This is a genomic window from Agromyces sp. 3263 (genome assembly GCF_031456545.1).
Lineage (GTDB): Bacteria > Actinomycetota > Actinomycetes > Actinomycetales > Microbacteriaceae > Agromyces.
The window spans coordinates 1,629,216-1,647,869 of record NZ_JAVDUV010000001.1 but is presented as its reverse complement, the minus strand read 5'-3'; the positions used below and the strand labels follow the sequence as shown (position 1 = coordinate 1,647,869).

Below are 18,654 nucleotides of genomic sequence, written 5' to 3'. Positions count from 1 at the left end.
CGCAGCGGCTGAGAACCCCCTCGTTCAGTCGACCGGAATCGCCGTTTCCTCCTCGTCGACGTCGAGCGAGAGCGTCGGGATCGACGCGGTGAGATACGTGCCGTCGGCGCGTCGCGAGCCGGTGACGTCGCGCATCGTCGGGGCGCCGTAGAGCCGCGGCCCCTGGCCCTCGAGCGGCACCGCGACCGGGCCGCCCTCGGCGGTCACCAGCACCTCGGCGCCGCGCACCCGCACCCGTGCCTCGTCGCCGACCTCGACGGTGAACTCGATCGACTGCGGATGCAGCGTCACGCGCAGCCGGGTGCCGCGCAGGGTGATGCGGAACACCAGCTCCGTCCACTCGTCGGGCAGGCGCGGGTCGAACGTGAAGACGCCGTTGTGGTCGCGGAATCCCCCGAACCCCGACACCAGGGCGCTCCACACGCCGCCGGTCGAGGCGACGTGCACGCCGTCGGAGGCGTTGTGGTGCAGGTCGGCGAGGTCGACGTAGAGCGCGGAACGGAAGTACCGGATCGCCAGCTCGTGGTACCCGACCTCGGCGGCCATGATCGACTGCACGACCGCCGAGAGCGTGGAGTCGCCCGTGGTCAGCGGGTCGTAGTACTCGAAGTCGGCGCGCTTCATCTCGGTCGTGAACCGGTCGCCTTGGAGGTAGAGCGCGAGCACCACGTCGGCCTGCTTCAGCACCTGGAAGCGGTAGATGACGAGGGGGTGGTAGTGCAGCAGCAACGGCCGCCGGTCTTCGGGCGTGTTCTCGAGGTCCCACAGCTCCTTCTGGAGGAACGCCGAGTCCTGCGGGTGGATGCCGAGCTGCTCGTCGTAGGGGATGTGCATGTGGGCCGCAGCGCGCCGCCAGCTCGCGACCTCCGCGGGGGTGACCCCGAGCCGCGCGACCATCTTGTGGTAGGCCAGCGGATCGTTCACCTGCAGGTTGTCGACCGCGGATGCCGCCGAGGCGAGGTTGAACCGCGCCATGACGTTCGTGTACAGGTTGTCGTTGACGACGGTCGTGTACTCGTCGGGCCCGGTCACCCCGTGGATGTGGAACACGTCGTCGGCGTTGGTGGACCTCCAGAAGCCGAGGTCCTCCCACATGCGTGCGGTCTCGACCAGGATGTCGATCGCGCCGCGGGCGAGGAAGTCCACGTCGCCGGTGGCCGCCACGTACTGGCACAGCGCATAGGAGATGTCCGCGTCGATGTGGTACTGCGCGGTGCCCGCCGCGTAGTAGGCCGACGACTCCTGGCCGTTGATGGTGCGCCAGGGGAACAGGGCTCCGAGCTGGTTCAGTTCCATCGCGCGGGCGCGGGCGGCGTCGAGCATCCGCTGCCGGAAGCGCAGCACGTTGCGTGCGACGATCGGCGCCGTGTAGCTGAGGAACGGGAGGACGTAGACCTCGCTGTCCCAGAAGTAGTGGCCGCCGTAGCCCGACCCCGACACGCCCTTCGCCGCGACGCCGTCGCCGTCGGTGCGCGCGGTGGCCTGCGCGAGCTGGAAGAGGTTCCACCTCGTGGCCTGCTGCAGCTCGGGCTGGTCGGTGATCTGCACGTCGGAGCGCGCCCAGAAGTCGTCGAGCCAGGCACGCTGCTGCGCGAAGATCTCGGCGACGCCGAGCTCGGCCGCGCGGTCGAGCGTGCGGTCGCTGCGGTCGGCGAGCTCGCGCGCGGGCACGGTGCGCGCGGTGTGGTAGCTGATCGTCTTCGTGATGCGGATCGGCTTGCCCTGCCGGGCGTGCACCCGGTAGATGTGCTTGGCGAGGTCGTCGCCGATGGAGCCGGATTCGGAGTAGTCGTTCTCGGTCGTGATCGAGTGCTCGGCACCGACCGCGATCGTCATGCCCGAGTTGGTCGTCTGGTAGCCGAGCATGTAGCGGGAGCCCTCGGCACGCTTGACCCGCGGCTGCATCACGCGGTCGATGAACTGCTCCGCCTTGCGGGGGTCGAAGCCGGCCGGGGCCTCGCTCACGCCCGAACGGTACTCGTCGCGCCCGTCCTGGCGGTTCAGGATCTGGCTCGAGATGGTGATCGCCGCGTCGGCGTCGAGCATCTCGACCTCGTAGTCGATGAGCGCGAGGTGCCGGTCGGTGAACGACGCCATGCGACGGCTGGTGATGAGCACTCGCTTGCCCGACGGGGTGCGCCATTCGATCGAGCGCTGCAGGGAGCCGAGGCGGAAGTCGAGCCGGCGCTCGTACGCGAGGATCTCGGCGATGGTCAGCACGAGCGGCTCGTCGTCGACGTAGAGGCGGATGACCTTCGCGTCGGGCGCGTTCACGATGGTCTGCCCGACCCGCGCGAACCCGAACGCCTCCTCGGCGTGGCGGATGGGCCACGTCTCGTGGAAGCCGTTCACGAACGTGCCGTGCATGTGGCCGTCGCGCCCCTCCTCCACGTTGCCGCGGAGGCCGAGGTACCCGTTGCCGACGGCGAACAGCGTCTCGGTGCGGCCCATGTCGGCGACGCCGAACTCGGTCTCGATCAGCGCCCACTCGTCGATGGGGAACCGGTTCCGGTTCAGCGGGTCGTGGTCGGCGAACCTCATGGACGGTCCTCTCGGGTGGAGCCTGGGGCGGGGGTGGGGGTGGTGTCGTCGGTTCCGGATGCCGCTGCGGCGCGCTCCACCGCGGGGATCAGCTCGTCGAGCTCGTCGACGATCACGTCGGCGCCGAGCTCCTCGAGCGCCTCACGGCCGACGCCGCGATCGACGCCGATGACGATACCGAACTCTCCGGCCGCGCCGGCCTTCACGCCCGATTCCGCGTCCTCGACGACCACGCACGCCTCGGTCGGCAGGCCGAGCAGTTCGGCCGCTCGCTCGAACGTGTCGGGCTCGGGCTTGCCCGGCAGGCCCTCGCGAGCCGCGACCGCGCCGTCGACGACGACCTCGAAGCGGTCGGCGAGCCCGGCGGCCGCGAGCACGAGGGGCGCGTTCTTCGAGCTCGAGACGACGGCGACCTGTGCGCCGGACGCGATGACGGCGTCGAGCAGGGCGACGCTCGTGGCGTACGGCTCGACGCCCTCCTCGGCGAGGGTGGCGTTGAAGGCGTCGTTCTTGCGATTGCCGAGCCCGTGCACGGTGTCGAGCGTCGCGGCATCCGTCACGTCGCCCTCGTCGACCACGATGCCGCGGCTCTCGAGCAGCGAACGCACGCCGTCGTAGCGCGGCTTGCCGTCGATGTAGGCGAAGTAGTCGTCGTCGGAGTAGGGGGCGGCGTCGTGCGCCTCGAGGAACGGCGTGAACAGGCGCGACCAGGCGTGCATGTGCACCACGGCGGTGGGCGTGAGCACGCCGTCGAGGTCGAAGAGCCAGCCGCGGATGCCGCCGAGATCGACGTCGGCCGGATGGATCGGGCCGCGTCGGGGGGACTGGCCTTCGGGCGAGGAGGGAATGGGGGAGGAGTCTGGCGAGGTCACCGCCGTCCTTTCGTCGAATCGGTCAGGGCACCGGTACCGCAGATCGATGCTATTCCCGGCGGCGGGGGAGCGCGAGGCCGGAGTCGGACTCTGAGGAATCACGGAGGGTCCTCGCGGCATCCGCTCGATGCGCGCGCGCCGAGATGGAGGAAAATCTGCGCGAAACGCCGCGCCGCGGCATCCGTCACCCGGCGTGTCGCCCGGTTCTTCCTGCATTTCGGATGCCGGGACCACCCGGCCGCGTGGCGCACGACACGGTGTCCGCGGTGCCGAGGGCCTCGAATGGTGCTGCGCGCCCCGAGATGTTAGGCTCTCGTGGCTGGACGCACTTCGGTGCATCCGCACGTGCGCGAGTGGCGGAATTGGCAGACGCGCTGGCTTCAGGTGCCAGTACTCGCAAGGGTGTGGGGGTTCAAGTCCCCCCTCGCGCACCACCGGAACGAAACGGCCCGGACCTCATCGAGGTGCCGGGCCGTTGTCGCGTCCGCGGGGGGACCGCTACCGTGTGAGCCGGACACGCGCAACGGACGGCGAAGGCGCGCGGGCGCGCGACGGGGAGGCGGACGACGATGAGACTCGAGCCGCTGTATCGCCTGACCTTCACCTATCCAGCCGGATGGCAGGTCGAGCTCGAGGGTGGATGGCAGCAGCACTTCTACCTGGCCGAAGGGCGTTGCGAGGGCGGGGTGAGCGGCCGGCTCCACGGCGCCAACTTCCCCCTGCGCCGTACCGAGGAGGGGCCGTTCCGCCCTGACCTGCGGGGCGTCATCGAGACGGATGACGCGGCGACGATCATGTTCGAGTTGCACGGCTATGGTCGCGCCCACCCCGCGGGCCGGCGGCAGGTGGTGGGCTCGGTGTTCCACACGAGCGACCACCCCGACTACCGGCGGCTGAATGACGTCGTCTGCGTCTGCGTCGGCGAGGTGCGGTCTCCCGTCGATGGAGCATCGGGTCCGGAGCTCGTGCTGGATGTCGCCGAGCTGGTGTGGGAGCCCATCGCGCCGGAGCGTTAGGGTGCAGGGGTGAGCAGGACCGGCCGGAAGCACCCGCGCGTGACCATCACGGACATCGCCGAGCGGGCCGGGGTGTCGATCGGGGCGGTGTCGTTCGCGCTGAACGGGCGACCCGGGGTGTCGGAGGCCACGCGGGAGCGGGTGCTCGGCGTCGCCGATGAGCTCGGCTGGGCGCCGTCGACCGCCGCGCGATCGCTCGCCGTGTCGACGACCGAGACGTTCGGGCTGGTGCTCGCCCGCGACCCCCGCATGCTCGGCGTCGAGACCTTCTACATGCGCTTCATCGCCGGGATGGAGGCCGAGCTCGCCCGACGCGGGTACGGACTGCTGCTGCAGGTCGTGCCGTCGGGAGCCGACGAGCTCGCCACGATCGGCAAGTGGCGTGCCGCGCGGCGCGTCGACGGGATCCTGCTCGTCGACCTGGCGGTCGACGACCCTCGGGTGGCGCTGTGCTCGGAGCCCGGGGCGCTGCCCACCGTGGTGGTCGGCGATGCCGCCGTCGCCAACGGGCTCACGAGCGTGTCGACCGACGACGACGCGGCGATGCGGGAGGCGGTGCGCCACCTCGCGAACCTCGGTCACCGCCGCATCGCCCGAGTGGCGGGCGTCGATCGGTTCGCGCACACGCAGTCGCGAGACGCGGCGTTCCTCGACGAGATGGGAACGCTCGGCCTGGAGCCGCTGCTCGCTCGCACGGACTACCGCCCCGAGTCGGGCGCCGTGGCCACGCGTTCGGTGCTCGAGCACGCGGAGCGGGCGACGGCGATCATCTACGACAACGACGTGATGGCCGTCGCCGGCCTGAGCACGGCCATGGAGCTCGGCCTCTCGGTGCCGCAGGACGTGTCGATCATCGCGTGGGACGACTCGGTGCTCTGCGAGCACACGTTCCCGAAGCTCACGGCGCTCAGCCGCGACGTCGGCGCCTACGGCTCGCACGTCGCGCGGCGGCTGTTCGACCTCGTCGACGGCGCCGAGCCCGGCGCATTCCTCGACGCCACGCCCCGGCTCGTGGAACGCGCGTCGACCGGGCCGGCTCCGGCCGCGGCATCCGCAGGCCGCCCACCGGCCGCCCACGCGTAACCGGCCGATCAGGTCACAGGTGGGCGCTCGCCGCTGCCGCGCGGGACGAGGTGCGTGGGCAGCTCGAGCTGCACGGTGAATCCGGTGGGCTGCTGCATCCGCTCGATGGTCAGGCGCGCCGCCTGCCGCCCCATCTCGAGCGGATCGTGGCCCACGACGGTGACTCCGAGGATGTCGGCGGTGTCGAAGTCGTCGAAGCCGATGAGGGCGGGCGGATCATCGAGGTCGCGGATGGCGCGCAGGGCGCCGATGCACATGCGGTTGTTGCCCGCGATGATCGCCGTCGGCGGCTCGGGCCGGGTGAGCAGCTCCCGCACGACCTCGTCGGGCGGGGTCGCCGGGTCGTCGAGCAGCCGCTCGCACCGTTCGGATCCGCTGAGTCCCGCCTCGTCGAGGGCGGCCCGGTAGCCGGCCACCCGCTCCGACTGCGTGTAGGCGGATGCCGGATTGCAGACGTAGGCGATGCGCCGGTGCCCGTGCCCGACGAGCGCCGAGGTCGCGGCGTGGGCGCCCTGCCGGTTGGCGAGCACGACGGAGTCGGCGACGAGGTTGCGAGCCGGACGGTCGATCGCGATCACCGGGGTGCCGAGCTGCCGCTCGCCTTCGAGGTAGGACTGGTCCTCGCCGACCGGGATGAGCAGCAGCGCGCCGACGCGCTGGGCGAGCAGGGTGTCGGCCACGCGCTCCTCGCCCTCGACCGAGTCGTCGGTGGTGGCCACGATCAGCGTGAACCCGTGCTCCGAGAGCTCGCGCTCGATGCCGGCCGCCACCGTGGAGTAGAAGGGGTTGAGCATCTCGCCCATGATGAAGCCGACGGTGGAGGAGCCGCCACCGCGTCGGAGGTTCTGCGCGAGGGTGTTCGGCCGGAACCGCAGGCGCTTCGCGGCGCTCAACACCCGGTCGGCGGTGTCGGGCGCCACCTGGTCGCGGTGGGAGTACACCCGCGAGACGGTCTTGGCGCTGACCCCGGCCAGGCGCGCGACGTCGTCGAGCGTGGCCCGCTGTTGGATCGTCATGGTCGGCCTCTCTCGTGCTCGCGGCGCGCTCCGTCGGAGATACGGCGATGTCCGACGACGGACATTCGACGGGACATCCGGAGTCGCATTGGTGATGATCCACGGCTGGAACCCCTGTTCATCGTCGAGATCTGCTCGCACTCTACGCGTGGGACAGAACAAGACAACGCTGACATCCAGGCTTGCTAAAGCGCTTAAGTTCATCCTATGGTGTCCCTGCCACCCCGCCGTTGAGGGCACCCTCACCGGTCCACACCGAGGGTGACCACACACAAGGGAGAGTTCACATGGCATCACGCAAGGCGATCGTCGGCCTCGCCGCCGTGGCCGCAGCGACGTTGTTGTTGACGTCGTGCACCGCGAGCGGATCCGGCGACGGCGGAGATTCCGGCGAGGTCGAAGGCGACATCACGTTCCTCACCAACCGCACCGACCTGCAGACCGACGGCACCTGGGACGAGTACATCGCCGAGTTCCAGAAGGAGTACCCCGACGTCAACGTCAAGGTCGAGGCGATCACGAACTACGAGGACGACGTCACGACGCGCCTCAGCACCCCCAACGGCTACGGCGACGTGCTGCTGATCCCCAACAGCGTGACGCCCTCGCAGTATCCCGACTTCTTCGAGGCCCTCGGCGACGCCGACGACCTCGCCGACACGTACCGCTTCCTCGCGCCGAAGACGGTCGACGGCGTGCAGTACGGCATCGCGCTCGGCGGCAACGCCAACGGCGTGCTCTACAACACCGAGGTGTTCGCCGACGCCGGCGTCACCGAGACGCCCGCTACCGAGGAGGACTTCCTCGCCGCCCTGGAGGCCGTGAAGGGCACCGGCGCCGTGCCCCTCTACACGAACTACAAGGACGGCTGGCCACTCGGCGGCCAGTGGACCAACATCGTCGGCGCCGTGAGCGGCGACCCCGACGCGCAGACCGCGATGGCACACGACGAGGAGCCGTGGACCGAGGGCACCGACATCTACGCCCTCGACTCGCTGCTCTTCGACGCCGTGCACGAGGGACTCACCGAGGAGGACCCGCTCACCACCAACTGGGAGCAGTCGAAGGGCGACTTCGCCACCGGCAAGATCGGCAGCATGGTGCTCGGCTCCTGGGCGATCTCGCAGTTCCAGGCCGCGGCCGAGGACGCCGGCGTCTCGAAGGACGTCGTCGGATTCATGCCCTTCCCGACCAACGTGGGCGGCCAGCAGTACGCCACCATCGCCGGCGACTACTACCTCGGCGTCAACAAGAACTCCAGCCACACGGCCGCCGCGAAGGCGTGGCTCGACTGGCTGATCGAGGAGTCGGGCTTCACCGACACGCAGGGCATGATCTCGGCCGTGAAGTCGGCCGCGCTGCCGGAGAACCTCGGCACGCTCGAGGAGAGCGGCGTCGAGCTCGTCGAGCTCAGCCCCGCGCCCGCGGGTGAGGAGTCGCTGTTCAGCGACACCGCCGACCTCTCGCAGGTCGACGTCTGGGGCAACATCTACCGCCAGAAGCTGATCGACATCGCGCGCGGCGAGGCCGACGGCGACAAGGACTCGTACTTCGCCCAGCTCAACGAGCAGTGGGGCTCGGCCGTGTCCGAACTGGCCGGCTAGCAGCCGCCGATCCACCCCACCCGCACCACCAGCACCGCAACGACCCCGTGAGGGGCCGGAGATCCACGAAGGAGCACTCATGTCCGTCTCGACGACCGGACCGGATCCGGTCGGCATCTCCGGCCCCCTCCACGGGGTCGCCGTGCTCGACGAGGGCGGGCGACGAGGAGCCGACGGCGGCCCCGGCGGCCGTCGCGGTCCCGGTCGCTCGCCTCGACGAGCCGGCCGACAGGGACGCCGCGACGGGCCGGCGGGTCGCCGCGTCCTCTCGCGGCTCACGCCCTACCTCTTCGTGGCCGCGGCGGTCGGCCTGCTCCTCCTGCTGACCTACCTGCCCGCCGCGAACATGCTCTGGTACAGCATCACCGACTGGAACGGCCTCGGACCGGTCGAGAATGTGGTCGGCCTCGACAACTACGTCGAGGTGTTCACGAACCCGCGGATCCTCTCGGTCTTCGGCGTCAGCCTGTACTACTTCGTCGGGGCGTTCATCCAGATGGCGCTTGCGCTCTACTTCGCCACGCTGCTCAGCTTCAGCACCCGGTTCTCGAACTTCTTCCGCGGGGTCATCTTCTTTCCGTACCTCATCAACGGCGTCGCCATCGGCTTCGTCTTCCTCTACCTCTTCCAGCCCGGCGGCACCCTCGACACGGTGCTCGGCTGGTTCGGCATGACCGACCCGCCGCAGTGGCTGGGCGACGCCGACATCGCGAACTACTCACTCGCCGGCACGTCGGTGTGGCGCTACACCGGGCTCAACTTCGTGCTGTTCCTCGGTGCGATCCAGTCGATCCCGAACGACCTCTACGAGGCGGCCGAGCTCGACGGCGCGAATCGCTGGCAGCAGTTCACGAACATCATCTTCCCGGGCATCCGTCGCATCATCGGGCTCTCGTTCATCCTCGCGGTGTCGGGCAGCCTGTCGGTCTTCGAGATCCCGTTCATCATGACCGGCGGCGCCAACGGCACCGCGACGTTCGTCATCCAGACGCTGCAGACGGCGTTCAGCTACCGGCAGGTCGGGCTCGCCTCGGCGATGGCCGTCGTGCTGCTCGGGATCGTGCTCGTCGTCACCTGGATCCAACGCAAGCTGTTCCCCGACGAGAAGGTGGACCTCACGTGACCCGCGTCGCCCCTGGCGTGCTCAAGTACGCCTCGCTCATCATCGCCGCCGTCGTGGTGCTGCTCCCGCTCTCGGTCGTGCTGTTCGCCAGCTTCAAGACGAGCGGGGAGTACAGCACGACCGGCCCGCTCGCGCCACCGTCGAACTGGTTCAACCTCGAGAACTTCTCGATCGCGTTCCGCCAGGGAGGCATGGTCGAGGGCTTCGTCAACACGACGATCGTGCTCGTCGTCTCCCTCGTCGGCACCATCCTCATCGGCACGATGGCCGCCTACGCCATCGACCGGTTCGCGTTCCGGGGCCGCAGGCTGATCATGGGCCTGTTCCTCGTGGCCACGCTCATCCCGAGCGTCACGAGCCAGGTCGCGACGTTCCAGATCATCAGCGGGCTCGGCCTCTTCAACACCAAGGCGGCACTGGTGCTGCTCTTCCTCGGCACCGACATCATCGCGATCTACATCTTCATGCAGTTCATGGCGGGCATTCCGGTGTCGCTCGACGAGGCGGCCATGATCGACGGCGCCAACCGCTGGACGATCTACTGGCGGGTCATCCTGCCGCTGCTGAAGCCGGCGATCGCGACCGTGGTCATCATCAAGGGCATCGCCATCTACAACGAGTTCTACCTGCCCTTCCTCTACCTGCCGTCGGAGGGCATGATCTCGACCTCGCTCTTCAACTTCAAGGGCCCGTTCGGGGCCCAGTGGGAGGTGATCGCCGCCGGGACCATCCTCGTGATCCTGCCCACCCTGGTGGCGTTCCTCTTCCTGCAGCGCTGGATCTACAAGGGCCTCACCGCGGGAGCAGTCAAGTGACGCAGACGATCGAACCGACCACAATGGAGCACATCATGCACACGGTGCGGCGCCCCCTCCACTCGGGGTGGCGGGTCCGGGCGGGATCCGGGCCCGTGCCCGACGCTGTCGCGGCCGGTATCACGGGGGGGACGGATGCCGCCGGCGGCGCCGGCCAGGGCATTCCGGCGGTCGTGCCCGGGGTCGTGCACCTCGACCTCATGCGCGCGGGGCTGATCCCCGATCCGTACCTCGACGACAACGAGTCGGCGCTCAACTGGATCGGGCTCGTCGACTGGACGTACGAGACGGCGTTCGCGCTTCGCGCCGACGAGCTCGCCGCGGCATCCGTGCACGACCTCGTCTTCGACGGCCTCGACACCGTGGCGACGGTGTCGCTGAACGACACCGTGATCGCCGAGGTCGCGAACCAGCACCGCGGCTACCGCTTCGACGTGACCCGGCTGCTGCGCGAGGGCGAGAACCGCCTGGTCGTGGCGTTCCGCAGCCCGGTGAAGTACGCCGACGCCCAGAGCCTCGCGCTCGGCGCGCGCCCGCGTCCGTACCCGACGCCGTTCGACGCGATCCGCAAGTCGGCGTGCAGCTTCGGATGGGACTGGGGCATCGCGACGTCGACGAGCGGCATCTGGCGGCCGGTGCGGCTCGAGTCGTGGTCCGTCGCCCGGCTCGATGAGGTGCGGGTGCGGGCCGAGGCCGACGGACCGGGCGGGTTCGTCGTCGCCGACGTCGCGGTTGCGAACGCCCCAGGGGTCATCGAGGCACCACCGTTGCTCGTGTCCGTCGCCGTGGCCGGCCCGGGCCTCCAGGAGACTCCCTCGGCCGTCGTCGAGGTGGTGGGCGGCCGGGCGCGCGTGCGCCTCGATCTTCGGAACGCCGAGCGCTGGTGGCCCGCCGGCTACGGTGATCAGCCCCTGTACGTCGTGGACGTGCGGCTCCATTCGGACGAGGTGATCGATGCGACCCATCGCACCGTGGGCTTCCGCGACCTGCGCTGGAACACCGAGACCGACGCCGACGGCACGCCGTTCCAGCTGATCGTGAACGACCAGCCGGTGTTCGTGAAGGGCGCCAACTGGATCCCCGACGACGCGTTCCCGGTGCGGGTCGACCGCGCCCGCTACCGCCAGCGGCTCGAGCAGGCGCGCACCGCCGGGCTGAACCTCATCCGGGTCTGGGGCGGCGGCATCTACGAGGCCGACGCGTTCTACGAGCTCTGCGACGAGCTCGGACTGCTGACCTGGCAGGACTTCCTCTTCGCGTGCTCGGCGTACGCCGAGGAGGAGCCGCTGCGCTCGGAGGTCGCGGCGGAGGCCCGCGAGAACATCGTGCGCCTCGCCCACCACGCCTCGCTGTGCCTGCTCACCGGCAACAACGAGAACCTGTGGGGCTATGAGGACTGGGGCTGGAAGCTCCGGCTCGACGGGAAGACGTGGGGCGCCTACTACTATCACGAGCTGTTCCCGAGCCTCATCGAGGAGCTCGCGCCGCACGTGCCGTACGCGCCCGGCAGCCCGTTCAGCCCCGGCGGCGAGCACCCGAACGACGAACGCCACGGCACCATGCACGTCTGGGACCTCTGGAACCAGAAGGACTGGCCGCACTACCGCGACATCGCACCGCGGTTCGTCGCCGAGTTCGGGTGGCAGGGCCCGCCGGCCTGGTCGACGCTCACCCGTGCGATCAGCGACGACCCGCTCACCCCCGAGTCGCCCGGCATGATCGTGCACCAGAAGGCGATCGACGGCAACGTGAAGCTCACCGACGGGCTCGTGCGCCACTTCCGGGTGCCCGGCGACATGGAGACCTGGCACTGGGCGATGCAGCTGAACCAGGCCGCTGCGATCTCGTGCGCGCTCGAGCACTACCGCTCGCACGCCCCGCGCACCGCGGGGGCCGTGGTGTGGCAGCTGAACGACTGCTGGCCGGTCACGTCGTGGGCCGCGATCGACGGCGACGGCCGTGAGAAGCCGCTGTTCCACGCCATCCGCAACGCGTTCGCGCCGCGTGTCGTCACCGTGCAGCCGCGGAGCGACGGCCTGTCCGCGGTGATCGGCAACGACACGGACGACGAATGGCAGGGCCGGCTCGACTTCGAGCTGCGCGGCTTCGACGGCTCGGTCCGTCGACGCGCGTTCGCTGCCGTCGCGGTCGCACCTCGGTCGTCCGAGACGGTGGAGGTGCCCGATGGGCTCGCCGAGGCGACGGATGCCGCGAGCGAGCTGCTCATCGCCGAACTGAGCGGCGTGCGCGGCCTCTGGTACTTCGCCGAGCCGCGCGACAGCGCCCTCGCCGATCCGCAGCTCGAGGTGGAGGTCAGTGTCGAGGAGGGCGGCTTCGCCGTCACGGTCACCGCGGGCGCGACGCTCGTGCGCGACGTGACGCTGCTCATCGACAAGGTCGACCCGGCGGCATCCGTCGACTCGGGGCTCGTCACCCTGCTGCCGGGGGAGTCGTGGACGTTCCACGTGAGCGGTGTGGACTCGCTCGACGCGGCGGCCGTGCGGGACCCGCGGGTGCTGCGGAGCGCCAACCAGCTGGTCGTCGCCGCGTGAGCGCGGTCGACGCGGCGGAGCTGCTCCGCCGCGAACCGGTCTGCGGCATGACCTGGGGGTGGGTCGGCACGCGCGGCACGTGGGCGACACCGGGATGCCGCAGCCGGCCGTGGGTGCGCGGGCTCATGCTGTGGGACTGGCCCGCCGAGGCGCGCCCGTGACGGCCGCCGGAGCCGGCGCCCGCGCCGTGCTCGCGATCGACGCCGGACAGACCGGGACCAAGGTGCGCGTAGCGCGCGCCGGCACGGTTGCGATCGACACGGTGCTGCCCGGCGTGCGCACCGACGAGTCGCTGCTGCCACAGCTCGCGGCCACGGTCGAGCAGGTCATCGGGCGGCTCGACTCGGGGGCCGCCTCACAGGGTGCGTGGCCGATCGACGCGGTCGCCGCCGGGGTGTCGGGGCTCACGCGGGCCGACGCCGACCCCGACGCGCTGCTGGGCGCGCTGCATCCGCTCGGCGTGCGGCTCGTGCTGCTCGCGCACGACTCCGTCACCTCGTTCCTCGGCACCCTGGGCGACGCCCGCGGGGCGGTCGTCGCCGCGGGGACCGGCGTGGTGACCATGGCCGTGGGACGCACGTCGGTGAGTCGCGTCGACGGCTGGGGCAACATCATGGGCGACGCGGGCAGCGCCTACTGGATCGGCCGCGCGGCGCTCGAGGCGGGCATGCGAGCCTACGACGGCCGGGCGCCCGCGACGCGCCTCCTCGACCTCATCGCCGCGCGCTGGCCCGACGTGGAGGCGGCCTACATGGAGCTGCAGGGCGATCCCGATCGCGTCCGCGTCGTGGCCTCGCTCGCCGAGGAGGTATCGGCGCTCGCCGAAGTGGACGCGGCCGCCGCGCGGATCTGCCGCGACGCGGGCGGCGAGCTCGCCGCATCCGTCGTCGCCGCGCTCACCCGCGTCGGCGAGACGAGCGCCTCCGCTGCTCCGCGGGTCGGAGCCACCGGCGGCGTGCTCGTGTCTCCGCTCATCCGCTCGACGTTCGAGCACGTCGTGCGGCGAGCCGTGCCGAACGCGGTGATCACCGCCCCGCGCGGGAACGGGCTCGACGGCGCGGCGGCGCTTCCCGCGCTGGCCGAGGCCCATCCGCTGCGGGCACTCGTCGCGGTCGCCGCCGCGGCGGAGCGCCAGGCGACGGCGTGACGTCGTGCCGCGGCATCCGCTGGGGGCGCAGCCGCCCTCGACGGCATCGCGTCAGGCGGACGCGGCCTCGGGGAACAGCTCGCGCAGGAGCTGCTCGATGCGACGCCTGATCTCGTCGCGGATCGGCCGCACGGCGTCGATGCCTTGGCCCGCCGGGTCGTCGAGCTCCCAGTCCTCGTAGCGCTTGCCGGGGAAGATGGGGCAGGTGTCGCCGCAGCCCATGGTGATCACGACGTCGGATTCCTTGACCGCGTCGACGGTGAGGATCTCCGGCGTGTTGCCGGCGATATCGATGCCCTCCTCGGCCATCGCCTCGACCGCCACCGGGTTGATCTCGTCCTTCGGCTCTGAGCCGGCCGAGAGCACCTCGACGCGGTCGCCGCCGAGCGCCTTCAGGTAGCCGGCGGCCATCTGCGATCGGCCGGCGTTGTGCACGCAGACGAAGAGGACGGTGGGGGTGTCGGTCGGAGTCATGAGTCCTCGTGATCGCTGGAGGCGGGTTCGGGGGAGGCGGTGCGCGGGTTCGCGGGCATCTTACGAGCAGCAGGTGAACGCGGCGGTCACGTCGGTGCTGCAGGACGCACCGTCGACGGGGAGGCTCGTCGAGCACACGCCCGTGGCGGGCAGCTCGAGCTCGACCCGAGAGGCCGCCGCCGTGTCCCCGGCGAGCCAGGCGGTGATCGAGCGCACCTGCTCGTACCCGGTGGCGAGCAGGAACGTCGGCGCGCGCCCGTAGCTCTTCATGCCGGCCAGGAAGAAGTTCGGCTCGGGATGCTGCAGCTCGGCGAAGCCGTGCGGTTCGACGGTGCCGCACGTGTGCACGTTCGGGTCGATGAGGGGCGCGAGACGCCTGGGTGCCTCGACGATGTCGTCGAGGTCGAGGCGGATCTCGCGGAGCATGTCGAGGTTCGGCCGGAAGCCGGTGGCGTTCACCAGGAGGTCGGTGTCGTGCTCGACGAGCTCCTCGTCGCGAGCGCCGACGAGACGCACGCCGTCGTCGGTGCGGCCGAGTCGCACGATCTCGAAGCGGTCGACGACCGTGATGCGCCCGGATGCCACGAGCGCGTCGACGCGGCGGCCGATGTTCGCACGAGCGGCGAGCCCGTCGTCGTCGGAGGTCGTGACGCGCACCGCGCTCGCGTTGCGGATGAGCCAGGTGACGCGCGTGCCCGGCTCGCGCTCGGCGAGCTCGGCCAGTGCGAGCAGGGTGTTGGCAGCGGAGTGGCCCGCGCCGACGACGGTCGTGTGACGGCCGGCGAACCGCGCGCGGTCGCGGCCGAGCACGTCGGGCAGCGCGTGGCTGACTCGGTCGGCGACGTCGGACAGCCCGAGCGGCTCGAGGCCGGAGGAGCCGAGGCTGTTCGGGTGGTCGTAGGTGCCCGATGCGTCGACGACGGCGCGAGCGGTGAGCTCCTCCACGCCGTCGGCGGTGTGCACGCGCAGCAGGAACGGCGTCTGCTCACGGCGCGCGGTACGGGTGCGGTCCATGCCCTGCCGGCTGACCGCCTCCACCGCGACGCCGGTGCGGATGCGGGAGGCGATCGGCTCCAGGGCGGCGAGGGGCTCGAGGTACCGTTCCACGAGCTCGTCGCCCGTGGGGAGGGACTCGGGCGACGGCAACTCCCAACCGGCCGCCTCGAGCAATCGGCGCGAGGCCGGGTCGACGACGTGCTTCCACGGGGAGAAGAGTCGCGTGTGGCCCCACTGGTGGATGCTCGACGCGATCCGGTCGCCCGATTCGTAGACCACGAAGTCGATGCCCCGCTCGACGAGGTTGGCCGCAGCGGCCAAGCCGACCGGACCGGCGCCGATGATGGCGACGGGCAGGGTGTCGAGCCGGCGCGGCCGGAGGCTCGGGGCGGTGAGGTCGATCAGGGTCATGATCCGGGCTCTCCAAGGCATCGATGAACTTCGATATCGAGTGTGGCCACTATATCGATGGTTGTCAATATTCGGCTAGCATGGCGGAATGGCCACGACGCTGCTGCAGATCACGGATGTCTCCGACACCACCGGCGCGGCCTGCTGCACCCCGCTGACCCGCGAGACGATCGACGCCGGCCGTGCCCAGGCGCTCGCCCGCAAGCTCAAGGCCCTCGCCGACCCGACGCGGCTCCGGCTCGTGTCGATCGTCGCGGCATCCGTCGGCGAAGAGGCGTGCGTCTGCGACCTCATCGAACCCGTCGGGCTCAGCCAGCCCACCGTGTCGCACCACCTGAAGGTGCTCATGGACGCAGGCTTCCTCACCCGCAGCAAGCGCGGCACCTGGGCCTACTACCGGCTCGTGCCCGGCGCCCTGGGCGAGCTCTCGCAACTGCTCGACGTCACTGCCTCCCGCTGAGACCGTTGGTGCGCGGCACGCCTCAGTCGGTCGACAGCGTGTAGTCGCCCTCGACGCAGCCGGTGATGCGCCAGCCGCCGGGCACGGCGGTCGTCGCGGCATCCGTGACCCCGGTGCTGGTGAGCTCGGGCTCGGCGTCGCCGGGCACCCACACCTCGAGGCCGCAGCTGCGGCCGCTGACCGAGCCGGCGAGCGACACGTGCGTCCCGTCGGCGTCGAGCGCGGTGAGCATGCCGGGCGCGGACCTCGGGTAGGCACGGCTCAGGATGGCGAGCAGGTCGTCGCGCGGCGGTGCGTCGTCGCCGGTCTCGCAGTCCTGCACCATCAGGCCGTTGCCGGTCGGGCCGATGCCGTTCTGCGGGTCGCCGCAGGCCTGCTTCCACACCCAGTACGCGCTGCCGAGCCGGTTGGCGTCCTCGGCGTCGGCATAGCGGCCGAGCCGGTCGACCACGTCGGCGTCGTCGCCCCAGTACCCGTACTCGCCCGACCAGAGCGGGGCGCCGTACTCGTCGGCGACGCGCTGGGCGAGCACGAACTGGCGGTCCATCCCGACGATCGGGGGAATGCCCAGCGAGCGGTCCATGGTGAGCGACTCGGCGTACAGGTGGGGCGAGAACACGATGTTGCGGTCGTCGGTGAAGCCCGGGGTCGGGCCGCTGTCGAAGCCGAGGCCCGACCAGAAGATGCTCGGCTCCACGAACACGATCTGCGGTGCGCCCGCCGCGCGGATCGCCTCGATGGCACGGGCGTAGTAGCGGCCGAGCAGCAGCGACGTGGTGACCGGTGCGGTCTCGCCGAAACCGGGCTCGTTGAGCAGGTCGTAGCCGGCGACGGCCGGCTCGTCGGCGAACTCCGCGGCGAGCCTGCCCCACGTGTCGACGAGCGCGCCCTGCACGCCGTCGGTCTCGAAGTAGAAGTGCTGGAACGCGCGATTGCCGGCGGGCGAGATGTCGCGGCCCTGGAACTGGCAGCGCGGCGCCTCGTCGGTGATGGTCGCCCAGTCGGGCGCCCCGTCGTAGCCCCACATCGGGTCGGTGCCCGGGCGGCAGGCGGTGCCCTCCGCGGTGGCGCCGTCGAACCACGAGTCCTGGTGCATGTCGAGCACGATGCGCACGTCATGCTGCTTCGCCCACTCGACCGCGTCGGCCACCTGTGCCAGGTAGGCGTCGTCGAACTCGCCGCGCTCGGGCTCGAGCGCCGACCACGAGAGGTTCAGCCGCACCACGTTGAAGCCCTGCGCGGCGATGCCCGCGAAGTCCTCCTCGGTGAGCGGCCTCGTCGCCGCGACGTCGGCCTGCGGCTGGTAGAAGTCGACGAGCTGGTTCACGTTCACCCCGCGCAGCAGCACCTGGTTGCCGTCGCCGTCGGTGATGAGGCGCCCCTCGGCCCGCAGGAACCCGTCGGGCACGGATGCCGCGGTGCGCGAGGCATCCGTCGACCCACCGTTCGGCTCGGCCGCCGAGGCCGGCGCCCCCGCGCCCGTCGCGGGCAGCACCAGCGCCGCGGTCACGGCGATCAGGGCGACGGATGCCGCGGCGAGCTGCAGCACGCGGGCAGGCCCGCCCGCGTGCACCCGCTCGGCGACCACGGCGATCACACCCGCGATCCAGCCGACGCACGCGCCGAACGAGAGGCCGTCGGCGACCGTGAGGTAGGCCGTCATCAGCGGCCACAGGTCACCGGTGAGCCCGCCGTCGACCGTGAACGCGACCACCGCCTGCACCAGCCCGACCATGCCGCCGGCGACCAGCGCCGCCAGCCATCCGCCGAGCACACCGGGCACTCGGGCTCGCATCCACCGCAGGCACACCGCGGTCGCGACGGCGATGAGCACGATCGCCACGAGCATCGACACCGGGCCGCGGTCGGGGCGGGCGGCCGGGATGCCGGGACCGTACGCCGCGCCCGTCCACCACAGACCCGACAGCAGGGGGGCCACGGCCGCGAGGAGCACCGCTGGCAGCCAGACCGGCATGGCGGGCGGCCAGGGCGCGCTCCGCTCGACCGTGGTGCGGCTCGTCGGACCGCCGAACCATCGCGCCAGCGCCGCCACGACGAGCGCCGCGGGAACCGCCTTGGCCGTCACATACCCGGCCGCCCATGCGGCGGCCGCGACATCCCAGGTCATCACCAGGCAGGTCGCGGCCTGCGCGAGCATGACGGCCAGCACCACGCCGGCGACCAGGGTCCAGAACCGATCGCCCGCCCGGACGGCGACCCACCAGGTCACGCCCAGCACCACGGGCACGAACATCGCGTACGGCGCGAGCGGCCAGGCGCCGACGTCGAACCGCGGCTGCGCCCCGGACCAGCCGACGAGCGCGAGCAGCCCGGTGGGATCGGCGACCGCCTGGACGGCGACCAGCACGAGCATGGCCGACAGCGCGACGGCCGGGCGGCGAACCGACTTCATGACACTCCATCGTGACGAGCTCGCGGGGGGACGAGCCTGCACAGCATCCGACATCGGCAGCGGCAAGTCAAACCCGAACGACGCTCGGCCCCCGGAGGAGGGTCACCCGTTCCGCGGCATCCGTAGCATTG

General features: G+C 71.1%; 15 protein-coding genes and 1 tRNA gene. 10 read left to right on the top strand and 6 right to left on the bottom strand.

The window, feature by feature from the left end; translation table 11 throughout:
• Nucleotides 1-24: 24 nt before the first annotated feature.
• Nucleotides 25-2,541 (bottom strand): glycosyl hydrolase family 65 protein, encoded by a 2,517-nt coding sequence (locus tag J2X63_RS07490; RefSeq protein WP_309975675.1) that lies wholly within the window; start codon nucleotides 2,539-2,541, stop codon nucleotides 25-27.
• On the bottom strand, nucleotides 2,538-3,347 hold the full coding sequence (locus tag J2X63_RS07485; RefSeq protein ID WP_309977850.1) for a beta-phosphoglucomutase family hydrolase: 810 nt from the start codon (nucleotides 3,345-3,347) through the stop codon (nucleotides 2,538-2,540). Before J2X63_RS07485 ends, J2X63_RS07490 begins: the two co-directional genes overlap by 4 nt.
• A gap of 413 nt (nucleotides 3,348-3,760) precedes the next feature.
• Here J2X63_RS07485 and J2X63_RS07480 point away from each other — a divergent pair.
• The 3 genes from J2X63_RS07480 to J2X63_RS07470 all read left to right on the top strand — a co-directional run bounded on the left by J2X63_RS07480 (nucleotide 3,761) and on the right by J2X63_RS07470 (nucleotide 5,512).
• Nucleotides 3,761-3,847, top strand: a tRNA-Leu gene (locus tag J2X63_RS07480).
• A gap of 135 nt (nucleotides 3,848-3,982) precedes the next feature.
• Entirely contained in the window at nucleotides 3,983-4,429 is a 447-nt protein-coding gene (locus J2X63_RS07475) for a DUF3237 family protein (RefSeq protein ID WP_309975673.1), read from the top strand.
• A gap of 39 nt (nucleotides 4,430-4,468) precedes the next feature.
• Nucleotides 4,469-5,512 carry a LacI family DNA-binding transcriptional regulator gene (locus J2X63_RS07470; RefSeq protein ID WP_309975671.1) on the top strand — a complete coding sequence of 348 codons (1,044 nt, stop codon included), beginning with the start codon at nucleotides 4,469-4,471 and terminating at the stop codon, nucleotides 5,510-5,512.
• A gap of 8 nt (nucleotides 5,513-5,520) precedes the next feature.
• Here the strand turns inward: J2X63_RS07470 and J2X63_RS07465 are convergent, their stop codons facing one another.
• Nucleotides 5,521-6,528: a LacI family DNA-binding transcriptional regulator gene (locus J2X63_RS07465; protein WP_309975669.1), complete on the bottom strand. Its 1,008-nt coding sequence runs from the start codon at nucleotides 6,526-6,528 to the stop codon at nucleotides 5,521-5,523.
• A gap of 287 nt (nucleotides 6,529-6,815) precedes the next feature.
• Here J2X63_RS07465 and J2X63_RS07460 point away from each other — a divergent pair, with 287 nt between their 5' ends.
• From J2X63_RS07460 to J2X63_RS07435, 6 genes are all read left to right on the top strand, one after another.
• Nucleotides 6,816-8,132 (top strand): extracellular solute-binding protein, encoded by a 1,317-nt coding sequence (locus J2X63_RS07460; protein ID WP_309975667.1) that lies wholly within the window; start codon nucleotides 6,816-6,818, stop codon nucleotides 8,130-8,132.
• A 79-nt stretch (nucleotides 8,133-8,211) separates the two neighbouring features.
• Nucleotides 8,212-9,255, top strand: a complete 1,044-nt coding sequence (locus J2X63_RS07455) for a sugar ABC transporter permease (protein ID WP_309975665.1) — start codon at nucleotides 8,212-8,214, stop codon at nucleotides 9,253-9,255.
• On the top strand, nucleotides 9,252-10,070 hold the full coding sequence (locus tag J2X63_RS07450) for a carbohydrate ABC transporter permease (RefSeq protein WP_309975663.1): 819 nt from the start codon (nucleotides 9,252-9,254) through the stop codon (nucleotides 10,068-10,070). Before J2X63_RS07455 ends, J2X63_RS07450 begins: the two co-directional genes overlap by 4 nt.
• Nucleotides 10,071-10,105: 35 nt before the next feature.
• Nucleotides 10,106-12,622, top strand: a complete 2,517-nt coding sequence (locus tag J2X63_RS07445; RefSeq protein WP_396133119.1) for a glycosyl hydrolase 2 galactose-binding domain-containing protein — start codon at nucleotides 10,106-10,108, stop codon at nucleotides 12,620-12,622.
• Nucleotides 12,619-12,783: a hypothetical protein gene (locus tag J2X63_RS07440; RefSeq protein ID WP_309975659.1), complete on the top strand. Its 165-nt coding sequence runs from the start codon at nucleotides 12,619-12,621 to the stop codon at nucleotides 12,781-12,783. The genes J2X63_RS07445 and J2X63_RS07440 overlap by 4 nt, the downstream gene beginning before the upstream one ends.
• A complete protein-coding gene (locus tag J2X63_RS07435) occupies nucleotides 12,780-13,769 on the top strand; it encodes a BadF/BadG/BcrA/BcrD ATPase family protein (protein WP_309975657.1) in 990 nt (329 codons plus the stop codon). Before J2X63_RS07440 ends, J2X63_RS07435 begins: the two co-directional genes overlap by 4 nt.
• 51 nt (nucleotides 13,770-13,820) lie before the next feature.
• Here J2X63_RS07435 and J2X63_RS07430 read toward each other — a convergent pair whose 3' ends face one another.
• Nucleotides 13,821-14,243 (bottom strand): arsenate reductase ArsC, encoded by a 423-nt coding sequence (locus tag J2X63_RS07430; RefSeq protein ID WP_309975654.1) that lies wholly within the window; start codon nucleotides 14,241-14,243, stop codon nucleotides 13,821-13,823.
• Nucleotides 14,244-14,303: 60 nt separating this feature from the next.
• On the bottom strand, nucleotides 14,304-15,650 hold the full coding sequence (locus J2X63_RS07425) for an NAD(P)-binding domain-containing protein (RefSeq protein ID WP_309975652.1): 1,347 nt from the start codon (nucleotides 15,648-15,650) through the stop codon (nucleotides 14,304-14,306).
• Nucleotides 15,651-15,738: 88 nt separating this feature from the next.
• Between J2X63_RS07425 and J2X63_RS07420 the strand changes: the two genes are divergently transcribed.
• On the top strand, nucleotides 15,739-16,110 hold the full coding sequence (locus tag J2X63_RS07420; RefSeq protein ID WP_309975650.1) for a metalloregulator ArsR/SmtB family transcription factor: 372 nt from the start codon (nucleotides 15,739-15,741) through the stop codon (nucleotides 16,108-16,110).
• A gap of 22 nt (nucleotides 16,111-16,132) precedes the next feature.
• Here the strand turns inward: J2X63_RS07420 and J2X63_RS07415 are convergent, their stop codons facing one another.
• On the bottom strand, nucleotides 16,133-18,523 hold the full coding sequence (locus J2X63_RS07415) for a cellulase family glycosylhydrolase (protein WP_309975648.1): 2,391 nt from the start codon (nucleotides 18,521-18,523) through the stop codon (nucleotides 16,133-16,135).
• Between the last annotated feature and the right edge of the window lie 131 nt (nucleotides 18,524-18,654).

What these genes read in the sequence shown, in the direction of transcription:
- J2X63_RS07490 (WP_309975675.1), bottom strand. Translation starts at nt 2,541, where the DNA reads ATGAGGTTCGCCGACCACGACCCGCTGAACCGGAACCGGTTCCCCATC.
- J2X63_RS07460 (WP_309975667.1), top strand. Translation starts at nt 6,816, where the DNA reads ATGGCATCACGCAAGGCGATCGTCGGCCTCGCCGCCGTGGCCGCAGCG.
- J2X63_RS07475 (WP_309975673.1), top strand. Translation starts at nt 3,983, where the DNA reads ATGAGACTCGAGCCGCTGTATCGCCTGACCTTCACCTATCCAGCCGGA.
- J2X63_RS07455 (WP_309975665.1), top strand. Translation starts at nt 8,212, where the DNA reads ATGTCCGTCTCGACGACCGGACCGGATCCGGTCGGCATCTCCGGCCCC.
- J2X63_RS07420 (WP_309975650.1), top strand. Translation starts at nt 15,739, where the DNA reads ATGGCCACGACGCTGCTGCAGATCACGGATGTCTCCGACACCACCGGC.
- J2X63_RS07445 (WP_396133119.1), top strand. Translation starts at nt 10,106, where the DNA reads ATGCACACGGTGCGGCGCCCCCTCCACTCGGGGTGGCGGGTCCGGGCG.
- J2X63_RS07430 (WP_309975654.1), bottom strand. Translation starts at nt 14,243, where the DNA reads ATGACTCCGACCGACACCCCCACCGTCCTCTTCGTCTGCGTGCACAAC.
- J2X63_RS07425 (WP_309975652.1), bottom strand. Translation starts at nt 15,650, where the DNA reads ATGACCCTGATCGACCTCACCGCCCCGAGCCTCCGGCCGCGCCGGCTC.
- J2X63_RS07415 (WP_309975648.1), bottom strand. Translation starts at nt 18,523, where the DNA reads ATGAAGTCGGTTCGCCGCCCGGCCGTCGCGCTGTCGGCCATGCTCGTG.
- J2X63_RS07465 (WP_309975669.1), bottom strand. Translation starts at nt 6,528, where the DNA reads ATGACGATCCAACAGCGGGCCACGCTCGACGACGTCGCGCGCCTGGCC.